Source organism: Kitasatospora sp. NPDC059648 (genome assembly GCF_042734825.1).
Lineage (GTDB): Bacteria > Actinomycetota > Actinomycetes > Streptomycetales > Streptomycetaceae > Kitasatospora.
The window spans coordinates 188,686-206,530 of the sequence record NZ_JBHWDU010000004.1 but is presented as its reverse complement, the minus strand read 5'-3'; the positions used below and the strand labels follow the sequence as shown (position 1 = coordinate 206,530).

General features: G+C 74.2%; 17 protein-coding genes and 2 pseudogenes. 11 read left to right on the top strand and 8 right to left on the bottom strand.

Features of this window, described 5'->3' with window-relative positions; all coding sequences use genetic code 11:
- Positions 1-92: 92 nt before the first annotated feature.
- Positions 93-1,046 (bottom strand): DUF4349 domain-containing protein, encoded by a 954-nt coding sequence (locus ACFV1W_RS04900; protein WP_380413145.1) that lies wholly within the window; start codon positions 1,044-1,046, stop codon positions 93-95.
- Positions 1,047-1,165: 119 nt separating this feature from the next.
- On the bottom strand, positions 1,166-1,612 hold the full coding sequence (locus ACFV1W_RS04895) for a DUF523 domain-containing protein (RefSeq protein WP_380413144.1): 447 nt from the start codon (positions 1,610-1,612) through the stop codon (positions 1,166-1,168).
- Positions 1,613-1,644: 32 nt separating this feature from the next.
- Here ACFV1W_RS04895 and ACFV1W_RS04890 point away from each other — a divergent pair.
- The 3 genes and pseudogenes from ACFV1W_RS04890 to hemQ form a co-directional block, all read left to right on the top strand.
- A pseudogene (locus tag ACFV1W_RS04890) lies at positions 1,645-1,945 on the top strand (Uma2 family endonuclease); the annotation flags it as partial.
- Between the two features lie 34 nt (positions 1,946-1,979).
- Entirely contained in the window at positions 1,980-3,410 is a 1,431-nt protein-coding gene (hemG, locus tag ACFV1W_RS04885) for a protoporphyrinogen oxidase (protein WP_380413142.1), read from the top strand.
- A complete protein-coding gene (hemQ, locus tag ACFV1W_RS04880; protein WP_380413141.1) occupies positions 3,407-4,132 on the top strand; it encodes a hydrogen peroxide-dependent heme synthase in 726 nt (241 codons plus the stop codon). The genes hemG and hemQ overlap by 4 nt, the downstream gene beginning before the upstream one ends.
- A 79-nt stretch (positions 4,133-4,211) precedes the next feature.
- On the opposite strand, the gene ACFV1W_RS04875 is transcribed toward hemQ, so the two are convergent.
- The 3 genes and pseudogenes from ACFV1W_RS04875 to ACFV1W_RS04865 all read right to left on the bottom strand — a co-directional run bounded on the left by ACFV1W_RS04875 (position 4,212) and on the right by ACFV1W_RS04865 (position 7,427).
- On the bottom strand, positions 4,212-4,994 hold the full coding sequence (locus ACFV1W_RS04875; RefSeq protein WP_380413139.1) for a TIGR04222 domain-containing membrane protein: 783 nt from the start codon (positions 4,992-4,994) through the stop codon (positions 4,212-4,214).
- A 69-nt stretch (positions 4,995-5,063) separates the two neighbouring features.
- On the bottom strand, positions 5,064-6,095 hold the full coding sequence (locus ACFV1W_RS04870) for a TIGR04222 domain-containing membrane protein (protein WP_380413137.1): 1,032 nt from the start codon (positions 6,093-6,095) through the stop codon (positions 5,064-5,066).
- Between the two features lie 28 nt (positions 6,096-6,123).
- Positions 6,124-7,427, bottom strand: a pseudogene (locus ACFV1W_RS04865) (DUF692 domain-containing protein).
- Positions 7,428-7,696: 269 nt separating this feature from the next.
- On the opposite strand from ACFV1W_RS04865, the gene ACFV1W_RS04860 reads away from it, so the two are divergent.
- The 8 genes from ACFV1W_RS04860 (at position 7,697) to ACFV1W_RS04825 (ending at position 15,314) form a co-directional block, all read left to right on the top strand.
- On the top strand, positions 7,697-8,623 hold the full coding sequence (locus ACFV1W_RS04860) for a GNAT family N-acetyltransferase (protein ID WP_380413136.1): 927 nt from the start codon (positions 7,697-7,699) through the stop codon (positions 8,621-8,623).
- Between the two features lie 116 nt (positions 8,624-8,739).
- Complete coding sequence (locus tag ACFV1W_RS04855; RefSeq protein WP_380413134.1) at positions 8,740-9,543, top strand: hypothetical protein; 804 nt, start codon at positions 8,740-8,742, stop codon at positions 9,541-9,543.
- Between the two features lie 121 nt (positions 9,544-9,664).
- Positions 9,665-10,675 (top strand): MBL fold metallo-hydrolase, encoded by a 1,011-nt coding sequence (locus tag ACFV1W_RS04850; RefSeq protein ID WP_380413133.1) that lies wholly within the window; start codon positions 9,665-9,667, stop codon positions 10,673-10,675.
- 120 nt (positions 10,676-10,795) lie between these two features.
- Complete coding sequence (locus ACFV1W_RS04845; protein ID WP_380413131.1) at positions 10,796-12,664, top strand: ATP-binding protein; 1,869 nt, start codon at positions 10,796-10,798, stop codon at positions 12,662-12,664.
- Positions 12,661-13,137: a roadblock/LC7 domain-containing protein gene (locus tag ACFV1W_RS04840; protein ID WP_380413129.1), complete on the top strand. Its 477-nt coding sequence runs from the start codon at positions 12,661-12,663 to the stop codon at positions 13,135-13,137. Before ACFV1W_RS04845 ends, ACFV1W_RS04840 begins: the two co-directional genes overlap by 4 nt.
- On the top strand, positions 13,134-13,496 hold the full coding sequence (locus tag ACFV1W_RS04835) for a DUF742 domain-containing protein (protein WP_380413127.1): 363 nt from the start codon (positions 13,134-13,136) through the stop codon (positions 13,494-13,496). Before ACFV1W_RS04840 ends, ACFV1W_RS04835 begins: the two co-directional genes overlap by 4 nt.
- A gap of 67 nt (positions 13,497-13,563) precedes the next feature.
- Positions 13,564-14,124 (top strand): ATP/GTP-binding protein, encoded by a 561-nt coding sequence (locus tag ACFV1W_RS04830; protein ID WP_380413175.1) that lies wholly within the window; start codon positions 13,564-13,566, stop codon positions 14,122-14,124.
- A complete protein-coding gene (locus ACFV1W_RS04825) occupies positions 14,121-15,314 on the top strand; it encodes a cytochrome P450 (RefSeq protein WP_380413126.1) in 1,194 nt (397 codons plus the stop codon). The genes ACFV1W_RS04830 and ACFV1W_RS04825 overlap by 4 nt, the downstream gene beginning before the upstream one ends.
- Positions 15,315-15,376: 62 nt before the next feature.
- Here the strand turns inward: ACFV1W_RS04825 and msrB are convergent, their stop codons facing one another.
- The 3 genes from msrB to ACFV1W_RS04810 form a co-directional block, all read right to left on the bottom strand.
- Positions 15,377-15,781: a peptide-methionine (R)-S-oxide reductase MsrB gene (gene msrB, locus ACFV1W_RS04820; protein WP_380413125.1), complete on the bottom strand. Its 405-nt coding sequence runs from the start codon at positions 15,779-15,781 to the stop codon at positions 15,377-15,379.
- Between the two features lie 22 nt (positions 15,782-15,803).
- Positions 15,804-17,213, bottom strand: a complete 1,410-nt coding sequence (murC, locus tag ACFV1W_RS04815) for a UDP-N-acetylmuramate--L-alanine ligase (RefSeq protein ID WP_380413123.1) — start codon at positions 17,211-17,213, stop codon at positions 15,804-15,806.
- 121 nt (positions 17,214-17,334) lie between these two features.
- Positions 17,335-17,796 carry an indole-3-glycerol phosphate synthase gene (locus ACFV1W_RS04810; protein ID WP_380413122.1) on the bottom strand — a complete coding sequence of 154 codons (462 nt, stop codon included), beginning with the start codon at positions 17,794-17,796 and terminating at the stop codon, positions 17,335-17,337.
- Positions 17,797-17,845: the final 49 nt, after the last annotated feature.

Below are 17,845 nucleotides of genomic sequence, written 5' to 3'. Positions count from 1 at the left end.
ACGCGCTTAGGCCCACACCGCGGTGGCCCACGCGCTGACGTCCCGCGGGGGCGGGCCCCCGGGCGCGGGGGCCCCGCCACCCGACGTGCGGGTCACTCCTCGTCGGCCTCGCCGGCGTCACCGGGGGCGGCGGGAGCGCCGGGGTGGGAGCGGGTCCGGCGCCAGTACCGGTGGACCAGCGCCGCCGGGACGCCCAGCACCAGCAGGAACGGCGCCAGCGCGGCCAGCGCCACCGCCAGTGCCCGCACGATTGTCAGCAGCACGTGCCAGCCGCCGCCGAGCGCGGAACCGACCGAATCGCCGAAACCCTGCTCCTCCTGCGGCGTCGCGGTCGGCGCGGGTGCCACGGCGTCGCGGCGGACGTCCAGGGTCACGGTGGAGTACGAGGTCCGGGCGGCCAGCTCCTTCTGCTGCTTCTGCAGCGACTCCAGGTCCGCCTCGCGGCGGCTCAACTCGCCCTCCAGCGAGGTGATGTCGCTCAGCGTCTTGGCCTCCGCCATCAGTGCGCGCACCCGGTCCACGCTCGCCTGCTGGGTCTGCACCCGGCTCGCCACGTCCGCGACCTGCTGGGTCAGGTCGTCCGCCTGGCTCTTGCGGGACACCACCTCGCCCAGGGCAGCCAGCTGGTCCAGTGTCCGCTGGTAGGCGGCGGACGGGATCCTGAGCGTCAGCTGGCCGGACTCGTCCGTGCCGCTGCCGCTGACCGACTCGCCGCCCACGTAGCCGCCCGAGGTGCTGGTCAAGTCCCGCGCCTTGGCCAGCACTTGCGAAACGTCCTTGGTGCGCAGGGTGAGCTGTGCGGTGTACGAGATCAGTCGGGTGTCGGCGACCGGAGACACCCCGGACGCCGCCGGGGCACCGGAGGCCTGGGCGTTCGCCGGAGCCGGCGCGGCCGCCCCGCCGCCCTGACCGGCCTGTTTCGCCGTTGCCGCGGCCGAGTCGTTCCTCGCCGAATCCCCCGCTCCGCCCGCGCTGCAACCCCCGACCAGCAGCAGCGCCGCGGCCACCGCCGCCCCCAGCGCTCCGGCCTTCGCCTGTCGTCCCATTCCCGGGCCCCTCCCCAAGTCCGTTGGCATTCCTCACCATTGGACGGGAGAGCCGGTCGCGCGGACCAGCCCGGGAGATCGCGAGTCCGTCACAGCTCGGCGGCGGGACGGCCACGGGCTCAGGCCTGACCGGCGGTGACCTCGATCCCGGCCCGCCGCAGCAGCGCCGCCGTCACCCCGTCCCCGGGCCGCAGCTCCCCGGAGAACGTCCCGTCGTACACCTGCCCGCATCCGCAGGACGGGCTGCGCGCCATCAGCACCGCCCGCCGCGCCCCCGCCCCCTGCGCCGCCGCCAGCGCCGCCCGGGCCCCGGCCAGGAACTCCGCGGTGCAGTCGGCCCCGGTCGCGTCCACCACCCGCGCCCGCCCGTCCAGCACGTCCGCCCCGTCCCCGCCCACGATCTCCGCCGCCGGCCGCGGCGTCGGCAACCCGCCCGCCCCCTCCGGGCAGACCACGACCGCCCGCCCCTCCTCCACCAGCCGCACGGCGTCCGCAGAGGTCTTCGCCCGCCCGTCGTACCGGCAGGGCACCCCGGCCAGACAGGCGCTCACCACGATCGGTTCCATGGCACACACCCTAAGCTGCAGCTCATCGCACCGATCGCACCCAGTTCACTCCCGATGAGGTTGGCCCTCGTCGTCGAGGTCGTCTCCCCGGAGTCAGTGCACCGCGACCGTACGGTCAAGCTTCGCAAGTACGCCGAGGCCGGCATCCCCCACTACTGGATCGTCGAGGAGGAGGACGGCCTGCCGGTGGCGCACGTCTTCGAGCTGGAGCACGCGACCTCTTCCTATGCCCCAGCTGGGGTCTTCCGGGGCAGGCTCGAACGCCGGGTGCCTTTCCCGATCGAGATCGACCTGGACGGGCTGGTGCCCAACAGCGGTCGTGCAGCGGATTGAGGGTTCCGCGTAAAGACCTGCGAGACTGCGAAGCATGTCGGATGCACAGGTCGTCGTCGTCGGTGGTGGGATCGCGGGGCTGGCAGCGGCTGCCTTCCTGAGCGGGGCGGCCGGGGGCTCGGCGCGGGCGCGGGTGACGGTGCTGGAGGCGTCCGGGCGGGTCGGCGGGAAGCTGTGGGGCGGAGAGGTCGGCGGGGTCCGGGTGGACCTCGGGGCCGAGTCGGTGCTGGCGCGGCGGCCGGAGGCCGTGGAGCTGGCGCGGGCGGTCGGGCTGGGGGAGGAGCTGGAGCCGCCGACCACCGCGAAGGCGGCGATCTGGACCCGTGGCGCGCTGCGGCCGCTGCCCGGCGGGCAGGTGATGGGCGTCCCCGGTGACCTGGAGGCGCTGGCCGCTTCCGGGGTGCTCACCGCCGAGGGCCTGGAGCGCGCCCGCAGCGAGCGGACCACCGATGTCGGGACGGACGTTGCGATCGGCCGCTACGTCGCCGACCGGCTGGGCCGCGAGGTGGTGGACCGGCTGGTCGAGCCGCTGCTGGGCGGCGTCTACGCCGGGCGCGCCGACGAGATCTCGCTGCGCGCCGCCGTGCCGCAGCTGCTGCCGATCGCCCGGGGCGGCGGCTCGCTGGTCGAGGGGGTGCACGAGCTGGCCTCCCGGCCGCAGGTGGTCGGCACCCCGGTGTTCCAGGGCTTGCGGGGCGGCCTCGGCACCCTGCCGGAGGCGGTCGCCGCGGCCTGCGTCGAGGCGGGCGTGGACCTGCGCACCGACACCCCGGTGGAGGAGCTGCGCCGCACCCCCGAGGGCTGGCGGGTGGTGGCCGGTGGCGAGGTGCTGACCGCGGACGCCGTGGTGCTGGCCGTCCCGGCGCCGGCCGCGGCCCGGCTGCTGCGCGCGGACGCCCCGGCGGCGGCCGTCGAACTGGACACCGTCGAGTACGCCGGCATGGCACTGGTGACCCTGGCGTTCCGCCGTGCCGACCTGCCCGAGCCGCCCGCCGGCAGCGGCTTCCTGGTGCCGCCGGTGGACGGCCGCCGGATCAAGGCCTCGACCTTCTCCTCCAACAAGTGGGGCTGGCTGGAGCGCTCCGCCCCGGACGCGTTCCTGCTGCGCACCTCGCTGGGCCGCCACCGCGAGGACGAGGTGCTGGAGCTGCCGGACGAGGAGCTGGTGGCCCGCTCGCTGGCGGACCTGGAGGAGGCGATCGGTCTGACCGCCCGGCCGTACGACACCTTCGTGTCGCGGTTCACGGCCGGCCTGCCGCAGTACCCGGTGGGCCACCTGGACCGGGTGGCCCGGGTGCGGGCGGCGGCGGAGGCGGTGGGGGCGCTGGCGCTGTGCGGCGCCGCCTACGACGGGGTGGGGATCCCGGCCTGCATCGCCTCGGCGGCCGCCGCGGCGGCGGCCGTCGACAAACTGTTGACCCCGGCGACCGGGGAAGGTTCCACGGAGAGGACAATGGGCGCATGACTGAGAGCGTTGAGCGGGAGCCGGAGCAGCAGCCCGAGAAGAAGAAGGCGCGCGACCTGAACCAGGTCATCCGCTACACCATGTGGTCGGTGTTCAAGCTCAAGGGCGCGCTGCCCGAGGACCGCACGGCCCTCGCCGCCGAGGTGGACGAGCTGTTCGCCCAGCTCGCCGCCAAGGACGTGACGGTCCGCGGCACGTACGACGTGTCCGGGCTGCGGGCGGACGCCGACATCCTGGTCTGGTGGCACGCCGAGGACTCGGACGACCTCCAGGAGGCGTACAACCGCTTCCGCCGCACCGGCCTGGGCCGCCAGCTGGAGCCGGTCTGGTCGAACATGGCCCTGCACCGCCCTGCCGAGTTCAACAAGTCGCACATCCCGGCGTTCCTCGCCGACGAGCGCGCGCGCGACTACGTCTGCGTGTACCCGTTCGTCCGCTCGTACGACTGGTACCTGCTGCCCGACGAGGACCGGCGCGCGATGCTGGCCGAGCACGGCATGCAGGCCCGCGGCTACCCGGACGTGCGGGCCAACACGGTGGCCTCCTTCGCGCTCGGCGACTACGAGTGGCTGCTCGCCTTCGAGGCGGACGAGCTGCACCGCATCGTCGACCTGATGCGCGACCTGCGCGCCTCCCGGGCCCGGATGCACGTCCGCGAGGAGGTGCCGTTCTTCACCGGCCGCCGCAAGCCGGTGAGCGAGCTGCTGAACGGCCTGGTCTGATCCCACCCGCGCCCGTACGGAGGCCGGCTCCCCCCGCTGCTCGGACGGGGGAGCCGGCCTCCGGTGGTTCCCGGGGAGCTCAGCCCCGGTGGGGGCGCAGGGCGGCGCGCAGGCGGGCGTCGGGGAGGACGGCGGGGCCGTTCATGGCGACGGCGGTGAGCAGTTCGCGCTCCTCGTCGTCGGCGAGGCCGTGCTGACGGGCCGGTCGGACCTCGCGCAGCACCTCCTGGCCGATCGGCGAGGCCCAGCGGGTGTACGGGTAGACGTCCACCCGGGCCATCAGCAGGGTGCCCGCGGTGAGCACCAGCGGCAGCGAGAACCAGGCGAGCGGGGCGACGGTGTCACCGCCGGAGAAGCCGCTGACGGACAGTGAGGCGGCGAGCAGCACCAGGGTCAGCAGCATCGCGTGCCGCACCTGGCGGACCACCACGACGGTGTTGCGCTGGACCAGGGCCGGGGTGGCCAGGCCGGCCAGCGCCAGGCGGGCGCCGATCTCCAGCACGGTGGGGTGCTCGGCCATCGCCCGGCGCAGCTCGTCCGTACGGCACTGGCCGTCGGGGCCGACGGTGGCGACGACGGCACGTTCCAGGCGGCTGCGGCCCTTGGGGTCGACCACGGTGGTCCACCCGGTGTGCGCGAGGTGCAGCCGGCCGCGGCCGGCCATCAGGACGAGGGCGAGTTCCACCACCCGGTCCGGGCCGCCGGCCAGGTAGGCCGTCTCGTAGAGCCCAATGCCGACGGCCTCCGGCGGGCGCAGCCGGTCCTGGTCGGCGAGGGCGTCGGCGGTGGCGGTCATCCGCACCAGCCGGAGGCAGGAGAGCACCGCCGTGACACAGGCCGGTATCAGGAACAGCAACCACATGGGCTTGTTGTATGCCTGGGGCCGTCGTGCGGGGAACGGCTTGCCGGGCCGCGATACCGAACTGTGACGTCAGGATCCGCCGCAGCTGCTCCCGCAGCTCGAACCGCAACTGGACGACGAGGAGCCGCAGCTGGAGGAGGAGCCGCAGCTGCTGGAGTGCGAGGAGCCGCACGAGGAGTGGTGCGAGGAGCCGCAGGAGTGGTGGTGGGTGGAGCCGGAGTCGGCGGCGCCGCAGGAGTAGCCGCCCGACCAGGATGAGGACGAGGAGGACGACGACGCGGACGAGGACGCCTGGGCCTGTCGCACCGCCTCCTCCTCGGCCGCCGCGGCCAGCATCGCGGCCACCAGCTCCTGGTCGTCCAGCGCTGCCGCGGCCAGCCCGCCGAGCGCGACCGCACCCAGCATCGCGCCGCCCGTCAGCCGGGGCGAGACGCCCGAGCTGGGCGTCCACGGGGTGCCGCCCTGCATCAGGGTGAGCTGGCGCTGCCCGGCGGGGGTGATCCGGCCCTTGGCCGGGGAAGTGGCGGCCAGGGTGACGGCGCCGAGGAGCAGCAGGAAGCCCGGGATCAGGAGGTCGGGACGCTCGTGGAGGGCCTCGTGGTCGTCGAGCAGCAGGGCGAGCACGGCGAATACCACGACGTCGAGCATCGCGAGCCAGAGCAGCCGGCGGGCGGTGCGGGCCCGCTGCAGCCGCTCGGGGCGGCGCATCAGGCCGCGGTCGGCGAGCCGGTCGCCGATCTCCTCGACGGCGGCGGAGCGCATCACCGTCCGGCGCAGGGCGCCGAGTTCGCGGCTGCCGGCGGCGCCGACGGCGTCGTGGACCGCCTGGTCGACGGCGTCGTACGGCTTGGCGCCGGTGAGGGTGACCAGGCCGGCGCGGTTGATCACGATCTGCTCGGCGAGGTGCATCCGGACCAGCGCGGTGTCGACGACCCGGCCGGGGCCGCCGGCCAGGAAGGCGGTGTCCAGCAACGGCAGCCCCCGGCCGGGCAGGCCCTTCGGGTGCGGGACGTGCCGGACCCGCTGGTGGGTCCGGGCCGCGTACAGGCCGGCCGCGGCCAGCAGGACGGCAGGGACGAAGAAGTAGCTGTTGTGCCACATGGGCGGTTCCCCCGAGGTGTGGATTGGGTCAGCGGCCGCGCAGGGCCCGGGCCAGGCGGGCGAGCGGGCCGGATGGCCGTTCGCCCCGCTCGGCCTGCTCCGGCGCCTGCCGGAGCCACGGCTCCAGGGCGCGGCGGTGGTCGTCGGCGGGCGGGCCGCCGTCGGTGAGCACCCACGCGGCGAAGGCCCGGGCGTCGGCACGGTAGCCGCCGGTCTGCGGGTGGGTGCGGGCGTAGTCGAGGAAGAGCGGCCCGTACTGCGAGCCGAGCAGGCGGGGCAGGTCGGGGACGATCTTCGCGGTGGTGTCGCGCCGCTTGGCGGCGAGGCCGGTGGACTGGGCGCGGACCTGGTCCGGGTCGAAGCCGGGCGGGACGGACCCGCCGGCCACCAGGGCGGCCAGCAGCTCCTCCTGCCGCCGGGCCAGGCGCTCCCGGGCGATGCCGGTGGTGCGCTCGCCGTGGTCCAGGTCGTTCATCGCGGGGTGCTCCCCTCCAGCACCCGGCGGATGGCGTCCAGTTCACCGGCCAGCTCGGAGGGCGGCGGGAAGGCGGCGTCCCGTTCCAGCAGGACGCCGGGCGGTGCGACCCGCGCGCAGAGTTCGGCCAGGACCTCCAGCACCGGTTCGGTGACGGGGTGGGCGTGGGTGTCGTGCCACACGCCGTCGACCAGGGTGCCGCCGGCGACGTGCACGTAGGCGAGGGCCTCCAGCGGCAGGTGGTCGAGTTCGGCGGCCGGGTCGATGCCGAGGTTGACCCGGTTGGTGTGCAGGTTGGCGACGTCGACCAGCAGTCGGACGCCGGTCCGCGCGACCAGTTCGGCGAGGAACTCACCCTCGGTGAACTCGTCTTCCGGCCAAGCGAGTCGGGTGGCGATGTTCTCCAGGGCGAGCGGCACCGGCAGCTGGTCCTGGGCGATCCGGACGTTCTCGGCGATCACCCGCAGCGAGTCCCGGGTGCGGGGCACGGGCAGCAGGTGCCCGGCCTCCAGGCCGCCGGCCCGGACGAAGGCCAGGTGCTCGGTGACCAGTGGGGAGCCGAGGGCGAGCGCCGTCTCGGCGAGCATGCCGAGCCGCTCGGGATCGGGCACCCCGGCGCCGCCGAGGCCGAGGCCGACGCCGTGCGGGACGACGGTGACGCCGCGCTCGCGCAGCACGGTGAGCGAGGTGGGCAGGTGGTCGGGGCAGACGTTCTCGGCGACCACCTCGACCCAGTCCAGGCCGGGTTGGCGCTCGACCACGGTGTCGATCTCGCTGCGCCAGCCGAGGCCGACGCCGAGCGCGGTCCCGGTTCCAGGCCCAGTTCCGGGTCGGGGCGCGGAGGCAGGGGAAGTCATCGGTTTCGCCCCCTTCGGAGGGCTGGGTGGGGAGGCCGTCGGGCGGTGCGGGCGTCGTCGCCAGGACCGCGCGGCCGTGTTGCTGAGGATGTCCCCGGGCGGGGTGGCTGCCAAGCCTCAGCCGGTCTTCTCAGAGCATTATTTGAGCTTGCCGTCCTGGTGGTCGGGGGCTCCGGCCTCCGACCGGGACGATCTCCGCGGGCGGGGTGCCGGGTGGGGGCGGAAAACCGGAGGCGGTCGGCCGACGGCAGCGGATAGCGTGGGAATTCATGACGACGACTGCACTGACGATCCGTGACTTCCGCCCCGAGGACGCCGAGGCGGTGGCGGCCGCCCACCGGGCCGGGCGCGAACACCTGGTGATGACCGCCGAGGCCCTGCTCTGGCTGAACGCCCTGCAGGACTCCGGACAGCACTTCCGCACCTTCGTCGCCGAGTCGGGCGGCCGGGTGGTCGGCGGGGTGCGCTGCGCGGTGGCGCTCGGGACGTCGACCACCGGCATCGGCTACGCCAACGGCAGCGTGCTGCCCGAGTTCCGGCGGCGCGGCGCGGCCACCGCCCTGCTGGCCGCGGCCGAACGGCACCTGTCCGGCCACGGGGTGACGGAAATGCACACCTGGCTGGACGACGAGCCCGCCTCCCTGGCCTTCGGCGCCGCCCGGGGCTACGAGATCGGGCGCAGCGCCCAGTTCGGCGGCCGGGACCTCACGCTGCCGCTGCCGCAGGCGCCCGTACGGCCGGCCGGCGTCGAGCTGCGCCCGGCCACCGACTGGGCGGACGATCCGCGCCCGCTGTTCGTGGTGGAGGCGGACGCGATCCGGGACGAACCCGGCGAGGTCGAGATGGACGCCCTGGAGTACGAGGAGTGGCTGAAGGCCGACTGGGCCCGGCCGGACCTGGACCTGGGGCTGACGGTAGTGGCCGTGGTGGACGGCGAGCCGGCCGCCTTCACCAGGGCGCAGACCGACGGGGAGGACCGCTACTGGTCCGCGTTCACCGCCTGCCGCCGGGACTTCCGCGGCCGCGGCCTGGCGCGGCTGGCCAAGCTGGAGTCGCTGCGGCTCGCCGCGGCGGCCGGCTACCGGCGGGCGTACACCAGCAACGACACCACCAACGCGCCGATGCTGGCGGTCAACTCCTGGCTCGGGTACGAGCGCTGCGCGGGGGAGCGCAAGGGGATCAAGCGCCTGGTGTGACGTTCGGTGCGAAGACCGCTACGCTCCGAATCGCCGGACGGGGGTATTTTCGGCCACGGGCGGGGACTTAACCAGGGCGCACAGTTCGTGGTCGAGTCTTCCCCCGGGGGGATCATATGGAGATCCTGCTCCAGGTGCTGATCGCATCCGTTCCGGCCGTGATGGGTTTTCTCGCGGCCCGTTCCCTCGCCCGTACCAGACTCCTCCTGCGCTACGGCTTCCTGCGGGCGCTGCTGGCGCCGTACGGCCGGGTCCAGATCGTCATTCCGAGCCTGGAGGTGGCGGAGTTCGCCTTCACCGCGGACGGCTGCCAGCTGACCAGCCGTGGGCCGAAGAACGTGCTGTTCGTGCCGATGGCCGAGGCCAGGGCGATAGCGGAACTGACCGACCTGCTGCGGAAGGTCAACCGGAAGGCGACGATCGAGCTGGTGGTGGCGGGGGCGCAGGATCCGCGGATGCCGACCTTCTCGATCGGCGGGCCGAGCGTCAACTCGTACTCCGGCGGGGTGCTGGAGGCGGTGTTCCCGGACTTCACCATCGAGTACCCGGACGAGGCCCGCGCCCGCTGGGGCGGGATGACCTTCGAGTCGCTGTACGGCCCGGCGGGGGAGCTGATCCGCGACCACGGGTTCATCTTCGTCACCCACACGCCCCGGCGCGCGCCCTGCGTGGTGCTCTGCGGGGTGTTCGCCTTCGGTTCCGCGATGGCGGTGGAGGCGCTGACCTCGGCGAGCCGGAGCTCTTCGCTGGCGGCGCTGTTCCGCTCGGGGGAGAAGGGGTTCGTCGCGGTGGAGGGTCGGGTGATCGGACTGGACACCGTGGACGTCACGGTCGAGGTCTGCCGGGTCCTGCCCGCGCCGCGGTCCGACGTCCCGTCCGGGTTCAGGGGTGAAGTGTCCACCAGTCGTCCCGAGGTGTGAGACGACTGGACTCGACCGCGCAGTACGAATCAGGACAGGGCGGGAGAGACCGGGGCACTAACTCCGGCTGTCCGTAGCGGTTTTGCCCCATCCCTGACACAACATGGGCATAATCGCGCGCATGACGATCAACCGTGCGAACGTGAGCGCGATTGCCGAGGACCTGTACGTGTGGCTCCCCCCGAAACGGGGCTGGGGCCTGGCCAACTGCGGCCTGCTGGCCTCCGAGACCACCGCGCTCTGGATCGACACCCCGTACGACCCCTCGCTGGCCGGGGAGTTCCTGGCCGCCAGCAGGCGCCTGCTGCCCACCGGGGTGAACATCGACCGGGTGGTCGTCACCCACGCCAACGGCGACCACCTGTGGGGCGCCGGGGTGCTTCCCGACGCCGAAGTGATCGCCACCCGTGAGGCGCTGGAGCACATCCACTGGGAGCCCACCCCGCAGCAGCAGCACGCGCTGCTCACCAACAGCGACCCGGACTCCCCGCTCGGCGGCTACCTTCGCGAGCACTTCGGCCGGTTCGACTGGTCCAGCACCGAACCGGTGCACCCCGACACCGTCTTCACCGGAGAGCTGGAGCTGAAGGTCGGCCGCTACCCGGTGCGGATCACCAGCCTGCCCGCCGCCCACACGGGCGGGGACCTCATGGTCCACCTCCCGCACCAGCGCGCGGTGTTCACCGGCGACGTGATCTTCTCCTCCACCCCCGAGCAGCCCGGCGACCACCCCTCGCACTGGGCCGGCCCGCTGGAGAACGTCATCGGCGCCTGCGAGCAGGCCCTGGCCACCGGCGCGGAGATCTTCGTCCCCGGCCACGGCCCGGTGCTGGACCGCGACGGCGTCCGGGAGCACATCGGCTACCTGGAGTACGTCCGCGAGCGCGCCCACGCCCTGCACGCCGCCGGGATACCCGCGCTGGACGCCGCCCGGCGGGTGATCGCCGAGCAGCGCCACCCCGAACTCGGCCTGCCCGAGCGGCTGGTGCTCACCGTCGCGGCCGAGTACCGGCACCTTGACGGCTCCGAGCTGCCCGGCATCCTGGACGCCATGGGCCAGGTCGCCATGGTGGCCCGAGAACTGGCCGAGGACGCCGACCGCGTCCCGCACCCGCGCCCCGGCCGGAGCTGACACCGGGCAGCGGCCGGCACCGCGGCGGCAACCGACCCCGGTGCCCCGCCCGGACCACCGACAGGAACCGAACACCGGGCGACGGCCCGGGCCAACCAGCGAGGACACCCGAGGACACCGATGACGCAGATCGCGCTGATCGCCCTGGCGCTGGTCGCCGCCGCGGCCACGGTCGTGCTCGCCCGCGGCCGGGCCAGGGCCGTCAACCGGGCGGCGGCCGCCGAGGCCGCCCTCGGCCACGGCGAGCAGCGGACCCGCACCGTGGAGGACAGACTCGCCCTGGCGGAAGGGGAGTTGACCGAGGCCCGGGAGGCCGCCCGGCAGTCCGTGGAGCAGGCCCGACGGGCCGAGGAGCGCACCCGGGAGGCCCGCCGGGCCGTGGGCGACGCCGAACAGCAGGGCGAGGCCGCGCGCGCCCTGGCCGCGGAGGCGACCGCCCGGGCCGAGGAGGCCGAAGCCCGGCTCGCCGCCGCCGAGCGGAACTCCACCGCGCTGCTCGCCGAGATCGGCCACCTCGCCCAGGAGCGGGTCGCCGCCACCGCCGTGCGGCTGACCCACGCCAACGCCCCGCTGGTCGGCCCGCTGGACGCGCAGGCCGTCGGCCCCGAGGGCGTCCGGGCGCTGCAGTCCGTCCTGGACGCCGTCACCGCGGCCCTCGCCGACGAGCGCGAGCGGGTCGACGCCGCCGCCCGGGCCGCCATGCGCGGTGCCACCTCCCGGATCCAGACCCTGCTGTACCAGATCCAGAGCCTGGTCCAGCAGCTCCAGCACGACAACGACGACCCCCGGCTGCTGGAGGTCGACTTCCGCAACGAGGTCGCGCTGCGCCGGATCCAGACCGTCGCCGTGCTCTGCGAGGCCTGGCCGGGCCTGGCCCGGACCGACTCCCCGCTCGCCGAGGTGGTCGTCGGTGCGCTCTCCCGGGTGCCCGGCTACGCCCGGATCAAGGTCGCCAACCACCTGCGCGAGCAGCGGCTGGCCGTGGTCGCCCGGGCCGCCGAGCCGATCGCCATCGCCATCGCCGAACTGCTCGCCAACGCCACCTCGTACTCCCACCCCGAGACGGACGTCCCGGTCACCGTCCAGCAGGGCGGCCGCGGCGCGTTGGTGATCATCGACGACAGCGGCATCGGCATGGACGAGGACCAGCTGCGACGGGCCCGCCGACTGCTGGCCGGCCCGCCGGACGTGCTGCTCACCGAGCTCGGCAACCCGCCCAAGACCGGGTTCGCGGTGGTCGGCAAGCTGGCCCGCCAGTACGGCTTCGCCTGCCACATCGAGCCCTCGCCGTACGGCGGCATGCGGACCATCCTGCGCATCCCGGCCGCGCTGGTGACGGTGGTGGACGACGAGCAGCAGCTGTCGGTGCTCACCCCGCTGCCGCTGCGGGCCGGCAGCGGTCCGGCGCACGCGCCCGCCGTCGCGGCCGTCCCGCCGATGCGCGACGCCGACGAGCAGGACGGGCCGCTGCTCGCCGACCGCCACCACCAGCCCGGCCCGAACCCGGCGCCGACCATCCACGTGGTGCCCGACCCGGGCGCGGGCGCGGTCCAGGGCGGGGACGGCAGCGGGCTGCCCAGCCGGCGGCGCCGCCGTCCGCTCACGGCCGAGGAGCCGGGGGCCGGCCCGGGCGCGGGCCCGGGCGCGGTGTCCCCGGGCCGGCCCGCGCCCTACGTCCGCAGCCCCGAGCAGGCCGCCGCCCACTGGCAGGCGCTGCAACGGGGCACCGGCTCCGGCCGGGCCGCCGCAGCGCAGGCCGCCGACGTGCAGGCCGCCGACGTGCAGGCCGCCGGCGGGAGCGCAGGGAACCGCACCACCGATATGCCCCGTACGACCGGTGACGGCCGTACGACCAGTGGGACCCGTGCACCGGGCGAAGCCGACCGGTCCACCGGCACCGGCGAGAGCGTCAGCACCGGCGGCACCACCGCCGGCCGCGAAACCGGTGAGCACACCACCGGACCGACCTTAGAAGGAGCCGAGCAGTGAGCAGCTCGCCCAGCCCGACCGCCACCGACGAGATCTCCTGGGTGCTGAACCCGCTGCTGGAGCTGCCGGGGGTGCTGCACGCGGTGGTCGCCACCGGTGACGGCCTCGTCGAGGGCGCCTCCGACGGCCTCGGCCGGGCCTCCGCCGAGCGGGTCGCCGCGATGACGGCCACCGTGCACGCCGCGGCCCGCGCCTTCACCACCGCGTTCACCGACACCGAGCGGCCGCGGCTGGCCCAGACCGTGGTGGAGTCCGACCTCGGCTACGCGATCGTCGTCCCCGCCGGGGAGAACACCTCGCTCGCCGTGTTCACCACTCCGGACGCGCAACTCGGCAACGTGGCCTACCAGATGCAGCTCCAGGTCGCGGCGCTGGGCCGCGCGCTCGCCAGCCCCTCCCGGCAGCAGGCCGCCGGGACGCGGGGTGCCGGAGCGCCAGGTGTCGGTTCGCCGGGCACCACCCCCGGGTCATGACCGCCGTCCCCCGCAGGCGGATGGTGCCCGCCTACCTCGCCACCGGCGGCCGCAGCCGCCCCGGCACCGAAGGCTTCGAGCGGCTGACCGTCCTGTTCGCCGACCGGGCCGACCGCGCCGAACCGCCGACCGGTCTCGAACCCGAACACCGTCGGCTCTGGGAACTGCTGCACCCCGGCGCACTGACCGTGGTGGAGGCCGCCGCGCACCTGCGCCTGCCGGTCAGCGCCACCGTCTTCCTCGCGGCCGACCTGGTCGAGGCGGGCTGCCTGCACGCCCGCGCGCCGATCCCGCGCGCCCAGCAGACCGACCGCTCCATCGTCGAGAGGCTCCTCGTTGGACTCCGTGCCCTCCGGTAGCCCGGATGACCGGCCGAATGACCGGCCCAGCCGGGTGGGCTACCTGCCCGACCGGGACCAGACGCTGATGAAACTGCTGGTCGCCGGCCCGTTCGGGGTCGGCAAGACCACCCTGATCCGCACCCTCTCCGAAATCGCCACCCTGCACACCGAGGAGGCGATGACCGAGACCGGACGGCCGGTGGACGACCTGGCCGGACTGCCCGAGAAGTCCACCACCACCGTCGCGGTGGACTTCGGCCGGCTCACCCTGCCCGGCAACACGGTGCTCTACATGTTCGGCACCCCCGGCCAGCGCCGCTTCTTCCCGCTCTGGCAGGACATCGCCCGCGGCGCCCTGGGCGCCCTGGTGCTCGCCGACACCCGCCGGCTGGCCGACTCCTTCGAGATCATGGACATGGTCGAGGAGCAGGGACTGCCGTACGCCGTCGCCGTCAACCGCTTCCCGGACTCCCCGGAACACCCGACCGAGGTACTGCGCGCCCACCTGGACCTGCACGCCGCGACCCCGCTGCTGCTGTGCGACGCGCGCGAGCGCGGGAGCAGCCTCGACGCGCTGATCGCCCTGGCCGAGCACGTCCTCGACACCCTGCCCGCCGCCTCCACCGACCCCCGGGAGCGCCCGTGACCGTCGAGACCCGACCGACCCCGATCTACGGGCCGGTCTTCGCCGCGGACCCGCAACTGGTGTACGAGCGGCTGCGCCGCCACGGCGCGGTGGCCCCGGTGGAGATCGCCCCCGGCGTCGAGGCCCTGCTGGTCACCGACTACCAGGCCGCCCTGGACCTGCTGCGCGACACCGACACCTTCTCCAAGGACTCCCGCGCCTGGCAGGCGACCGTCCCGCCGGACTCCCCGCTGCTGCCGGTGCTCGGCTACCGTCCCACCGCCCTGTTCAGCGACGGCGCGACGCACGCCCGCTACCGCGCGGTGATCACCGACGGCCTCGCCCTGTTCGAGCCGCACCGGTTGCAGCGCCAGGTCGCCGAGGCCGCCCACCAGCTGATCGACCGCTTCGCCGCCGTCGGCCACGCCGACCTGATCGCCGAGTACGCCCGCCAGCTGCCCGCGTTCGTGCTCACCACCTGGTTCGGCGTGCCCGAGGAGCAGCACGCCGACGTGGTGGCCGCGATCACCGGACTGATCGAGTCCACTGCCCGGGCCGGCGCCGCGTACGGCAAGCTCGTCGCGGTGGTCACCGCGATGGTCGCCGAGCGCCGCGAGCGCCCCCGGCACGACCTCGCCTCCTGGTTCGTCACCCATCCGGTCGGGCTGGACGACGACGAGGTGATCCGGCAGATCACCCTGACCCTGATCGCCGGGCACGAGCCGACCACCAACCTGATCGGCAACGCCCTGCTGCGCCTGCTCACCGACGCCCGCTACGCCGGCTCGCTGTTCGGCGGCGCGATGACCGCCCACCAGGCGATCGACGAGGTGCTGTGGCACGAGCCGCCGATGGCCAACCTCTCGGCCCACTACCCGCGCTACGACATCACCTTCCACGGCCGCGAGATCAGGGCCGGCTCCCTGGTGCTGGTCTCGTACGCGGCCGCCAACTCCCAGGCCGCGCCGCCCACCGACGGCGGCGAACTGCGCAGCGGCGAGAGCGCCCACCTGGCCTGGGCGGCCGGCCCGCACGCCTGCCCCGCCCGGGACCCGGCCCTGCTGATCGCCATCACCGCCATCGAACAGCTCACCAGCCGCCTCAGCGACCTCGAACTCGCCACTCCGGCAGGGGAGTTGCTCTGGCGTCCGGGCCCGTTCCACCGCGCCCTGGTCCACCTCCCGGTCCGCTTCGCGCCGCTGGCCGGATAGCCGGAAGGCCCGGGCGACGATCGCTGGAAACCGCCTCGTCTCCCGGGCCCTCCGGCGTCGTGCTACTCGGCCGGCTTCAGCGTCAGCGAGATGCTGTTGATGCAGTAGCGCTGGTCGGTCGGGGTGCCGTAGCCCTCGCCCTCGAAGACGTGCCCCAGGTGCCCGCCGCAACGGGCGCAGCGCACCTCGACCCGGCGCATGCCGAGCGAGGTGTCCTCGATGTACTCGACACGGTCCTCGGCCAGCGGCGCGTAGTAGGACGGCCAGCCGCAGTGGCTGTCGAACTTGGTCTCGGAGCTGAACAGCTCAGCCCCGCAGGCGCGGCAGCCGTAGACGCCGACCGTCTTGGTGTCGGTGTACTCGCCGACGAAGGGGCGCTCGGTGCCCGCCTCGCGGAGCACGTGGTACTCCTCGGGGCTGAGCTGGGCGCGCCACTCGGCCTCGGTCTTCTCGATCTCGTAGCTCATCACGACTCCCGCTCGGCGTACGTCAGACGTTGGAGGCAACGTTCGCGAGGTGCTTGAGAATTTCGGGGCCGAGGTTGGTGACGTCGCCCGCGCCCATGGTGAGCAGCAGGTCGCCCGGGCGGGCCAGGCCGGCCAGGAGGGCGGGGGCGGCGGCGAAGTCGTGCTCGGCGGTGACGTCGGCGCCGGCCCGGTGGGCGGCGTCGATGATCAGCTCGCTGGTCACGCCCGGGATCGGGTCCTCGCGGGCAGGGTAGATGTCAAGCACCACGGAGGCGTCGGCCAGCGCCAGCGCCCGGCCCATCTCCTCGGCGAGCTGCTGGGTGCGGCTGAACAGGTGCGGCTGGAACACCACCAGGACACGGCCCTCACCCTCCAGGCCCTCGCGGACGGCCTCCAGGTCGGCGGTCATCTCGGTGGGGTGGTGGGCGTAGGAGTCGATCACCTGGACACCGGCCGCCTCGCCCTTGAGCTGCAGGCGGCGGCGGACCCCGGTGTAGGCGCCGAGCGCCTTGGCCAGGTCGGCGGCCGGGACGCCCAGCGCGACGCCGGCGGCCAGTGCGGCCACGGCGTTGTGGGCGTAGTGCCGGCCGGGCACCGAGACGGTGAAGGTCAGCTCGGCACCGTCCAGCAGCACGGTGACCTCGCTGGTCATGCCGCGGGCGACGACCGACAGGACGCGCAGGTCGGCATCCTCGGCGGCGCCGACGGTCACCACGTTGAGGCCCTCGCGGCCGGCCACCCGGGAGGTGAGCTCGCGGGCTCCGTCGTGGTCGGCGGAGACGACCAGGGTGCCGCCGGGGGTGATCCGGCCGACGAAGGTCTCGAAGGACTCGTAGATCTCGTCGATCGAGGCGTAGTTGGCGTGGTGGTCCAGCTCCACGTTGAGCACGATCGCCACCTCGGGGGCGTACTTGTGGAAGCTGCGGTCGCTCTCGTCGGCCTCGGCGACGAAGATCTCGCCGGTGCCGTGCTGGGCGTTGGAGCCGGGGGCGTCGAGGTCGCCGCCGATCGCGTAGGAGGGGTCGAGGCCCAGCTCGCCGAGGGCGACGGCGAGCATGCTGGTGGTGGTGGTCTTGCCGTGGGTGCCGGCCACCGCCAGCGCCCGGCGGCCGCCCATCAGCGCGGCCAGCGCGTCGGAGCGGTGCACCACCGGGATGCCGCGCTCGCGGGCGGTGACCAGCTCCGGGTTGTCGGCGCGGATCGCGCTGGAGACCACGATGCTGCTGGCACCGTCCGGCACGTGCTCGGCGGCGTGGCCGACGTGCACGGACGCGCCGAGGGCGCGCAGCGCGAGGACGGTCTCCGACTCCTTGGAGTCGCTGCCGGAGACGCTGGCACCGCGCACTGCGAGGATCTTCGCTAGGCCGGACATCCCGGCGCCGCCGATGCCGATGAAGTGCGGGGCGTGCAGGTCGTGCGCGGCGTCGTTCAAGGCGTGGCTCCGTAGGGGCGGGGGCTGGGTGGGCACAGGTGGGTCCTCGCGATGATGGGAATCGTCCTCGCGGGCGGACCGCAAGGACGATTCTGCACCACGGGCGCGCGGGGGCAGGGCCCTACGAGTCGCTGGCGAACAGCCTCAGCACCGGCACCCCCACCTTGTGGCGGGCCTGGGAGGCCCAGTCGCGGTGGAAGAACTCCTCCACGAAGTGCGGTGAGGTGAGCACCACCACCTCGTCGGCGCGGTGTTCCTCGACCGCCGCGCGCAGCCGGTCCAGCGGCTTCTCCTCGACCAGTTCGCCGATCGCCTCGGCCCCGGCCGCGCGCAGGTGGCGCAGGGTGTGCTCCAGCGACTCGCTGGCCACGGTCGGGCCGCTCTCGGACTCGTCGTGCTCGTGCACCACCTTGTCGAGGTGGCCGAGGGCGACGTCGTCGAGCGCCCGCAGCAGTTCGTCCTGCTTGCCGCGCGGCTGCATCAGGACGACGAAGGACACCTTCTCGTCGCTGTGGAGCGTGGTGACGAGCTCCACGTCCGCGTCCGAGAGAGCCTTTTCGATCATCAGTACCGTCTTGAACACGTGAGTCCCTTCCAGTGGCCGGCCCCCGGGCCCCGGCATCGCATAACGG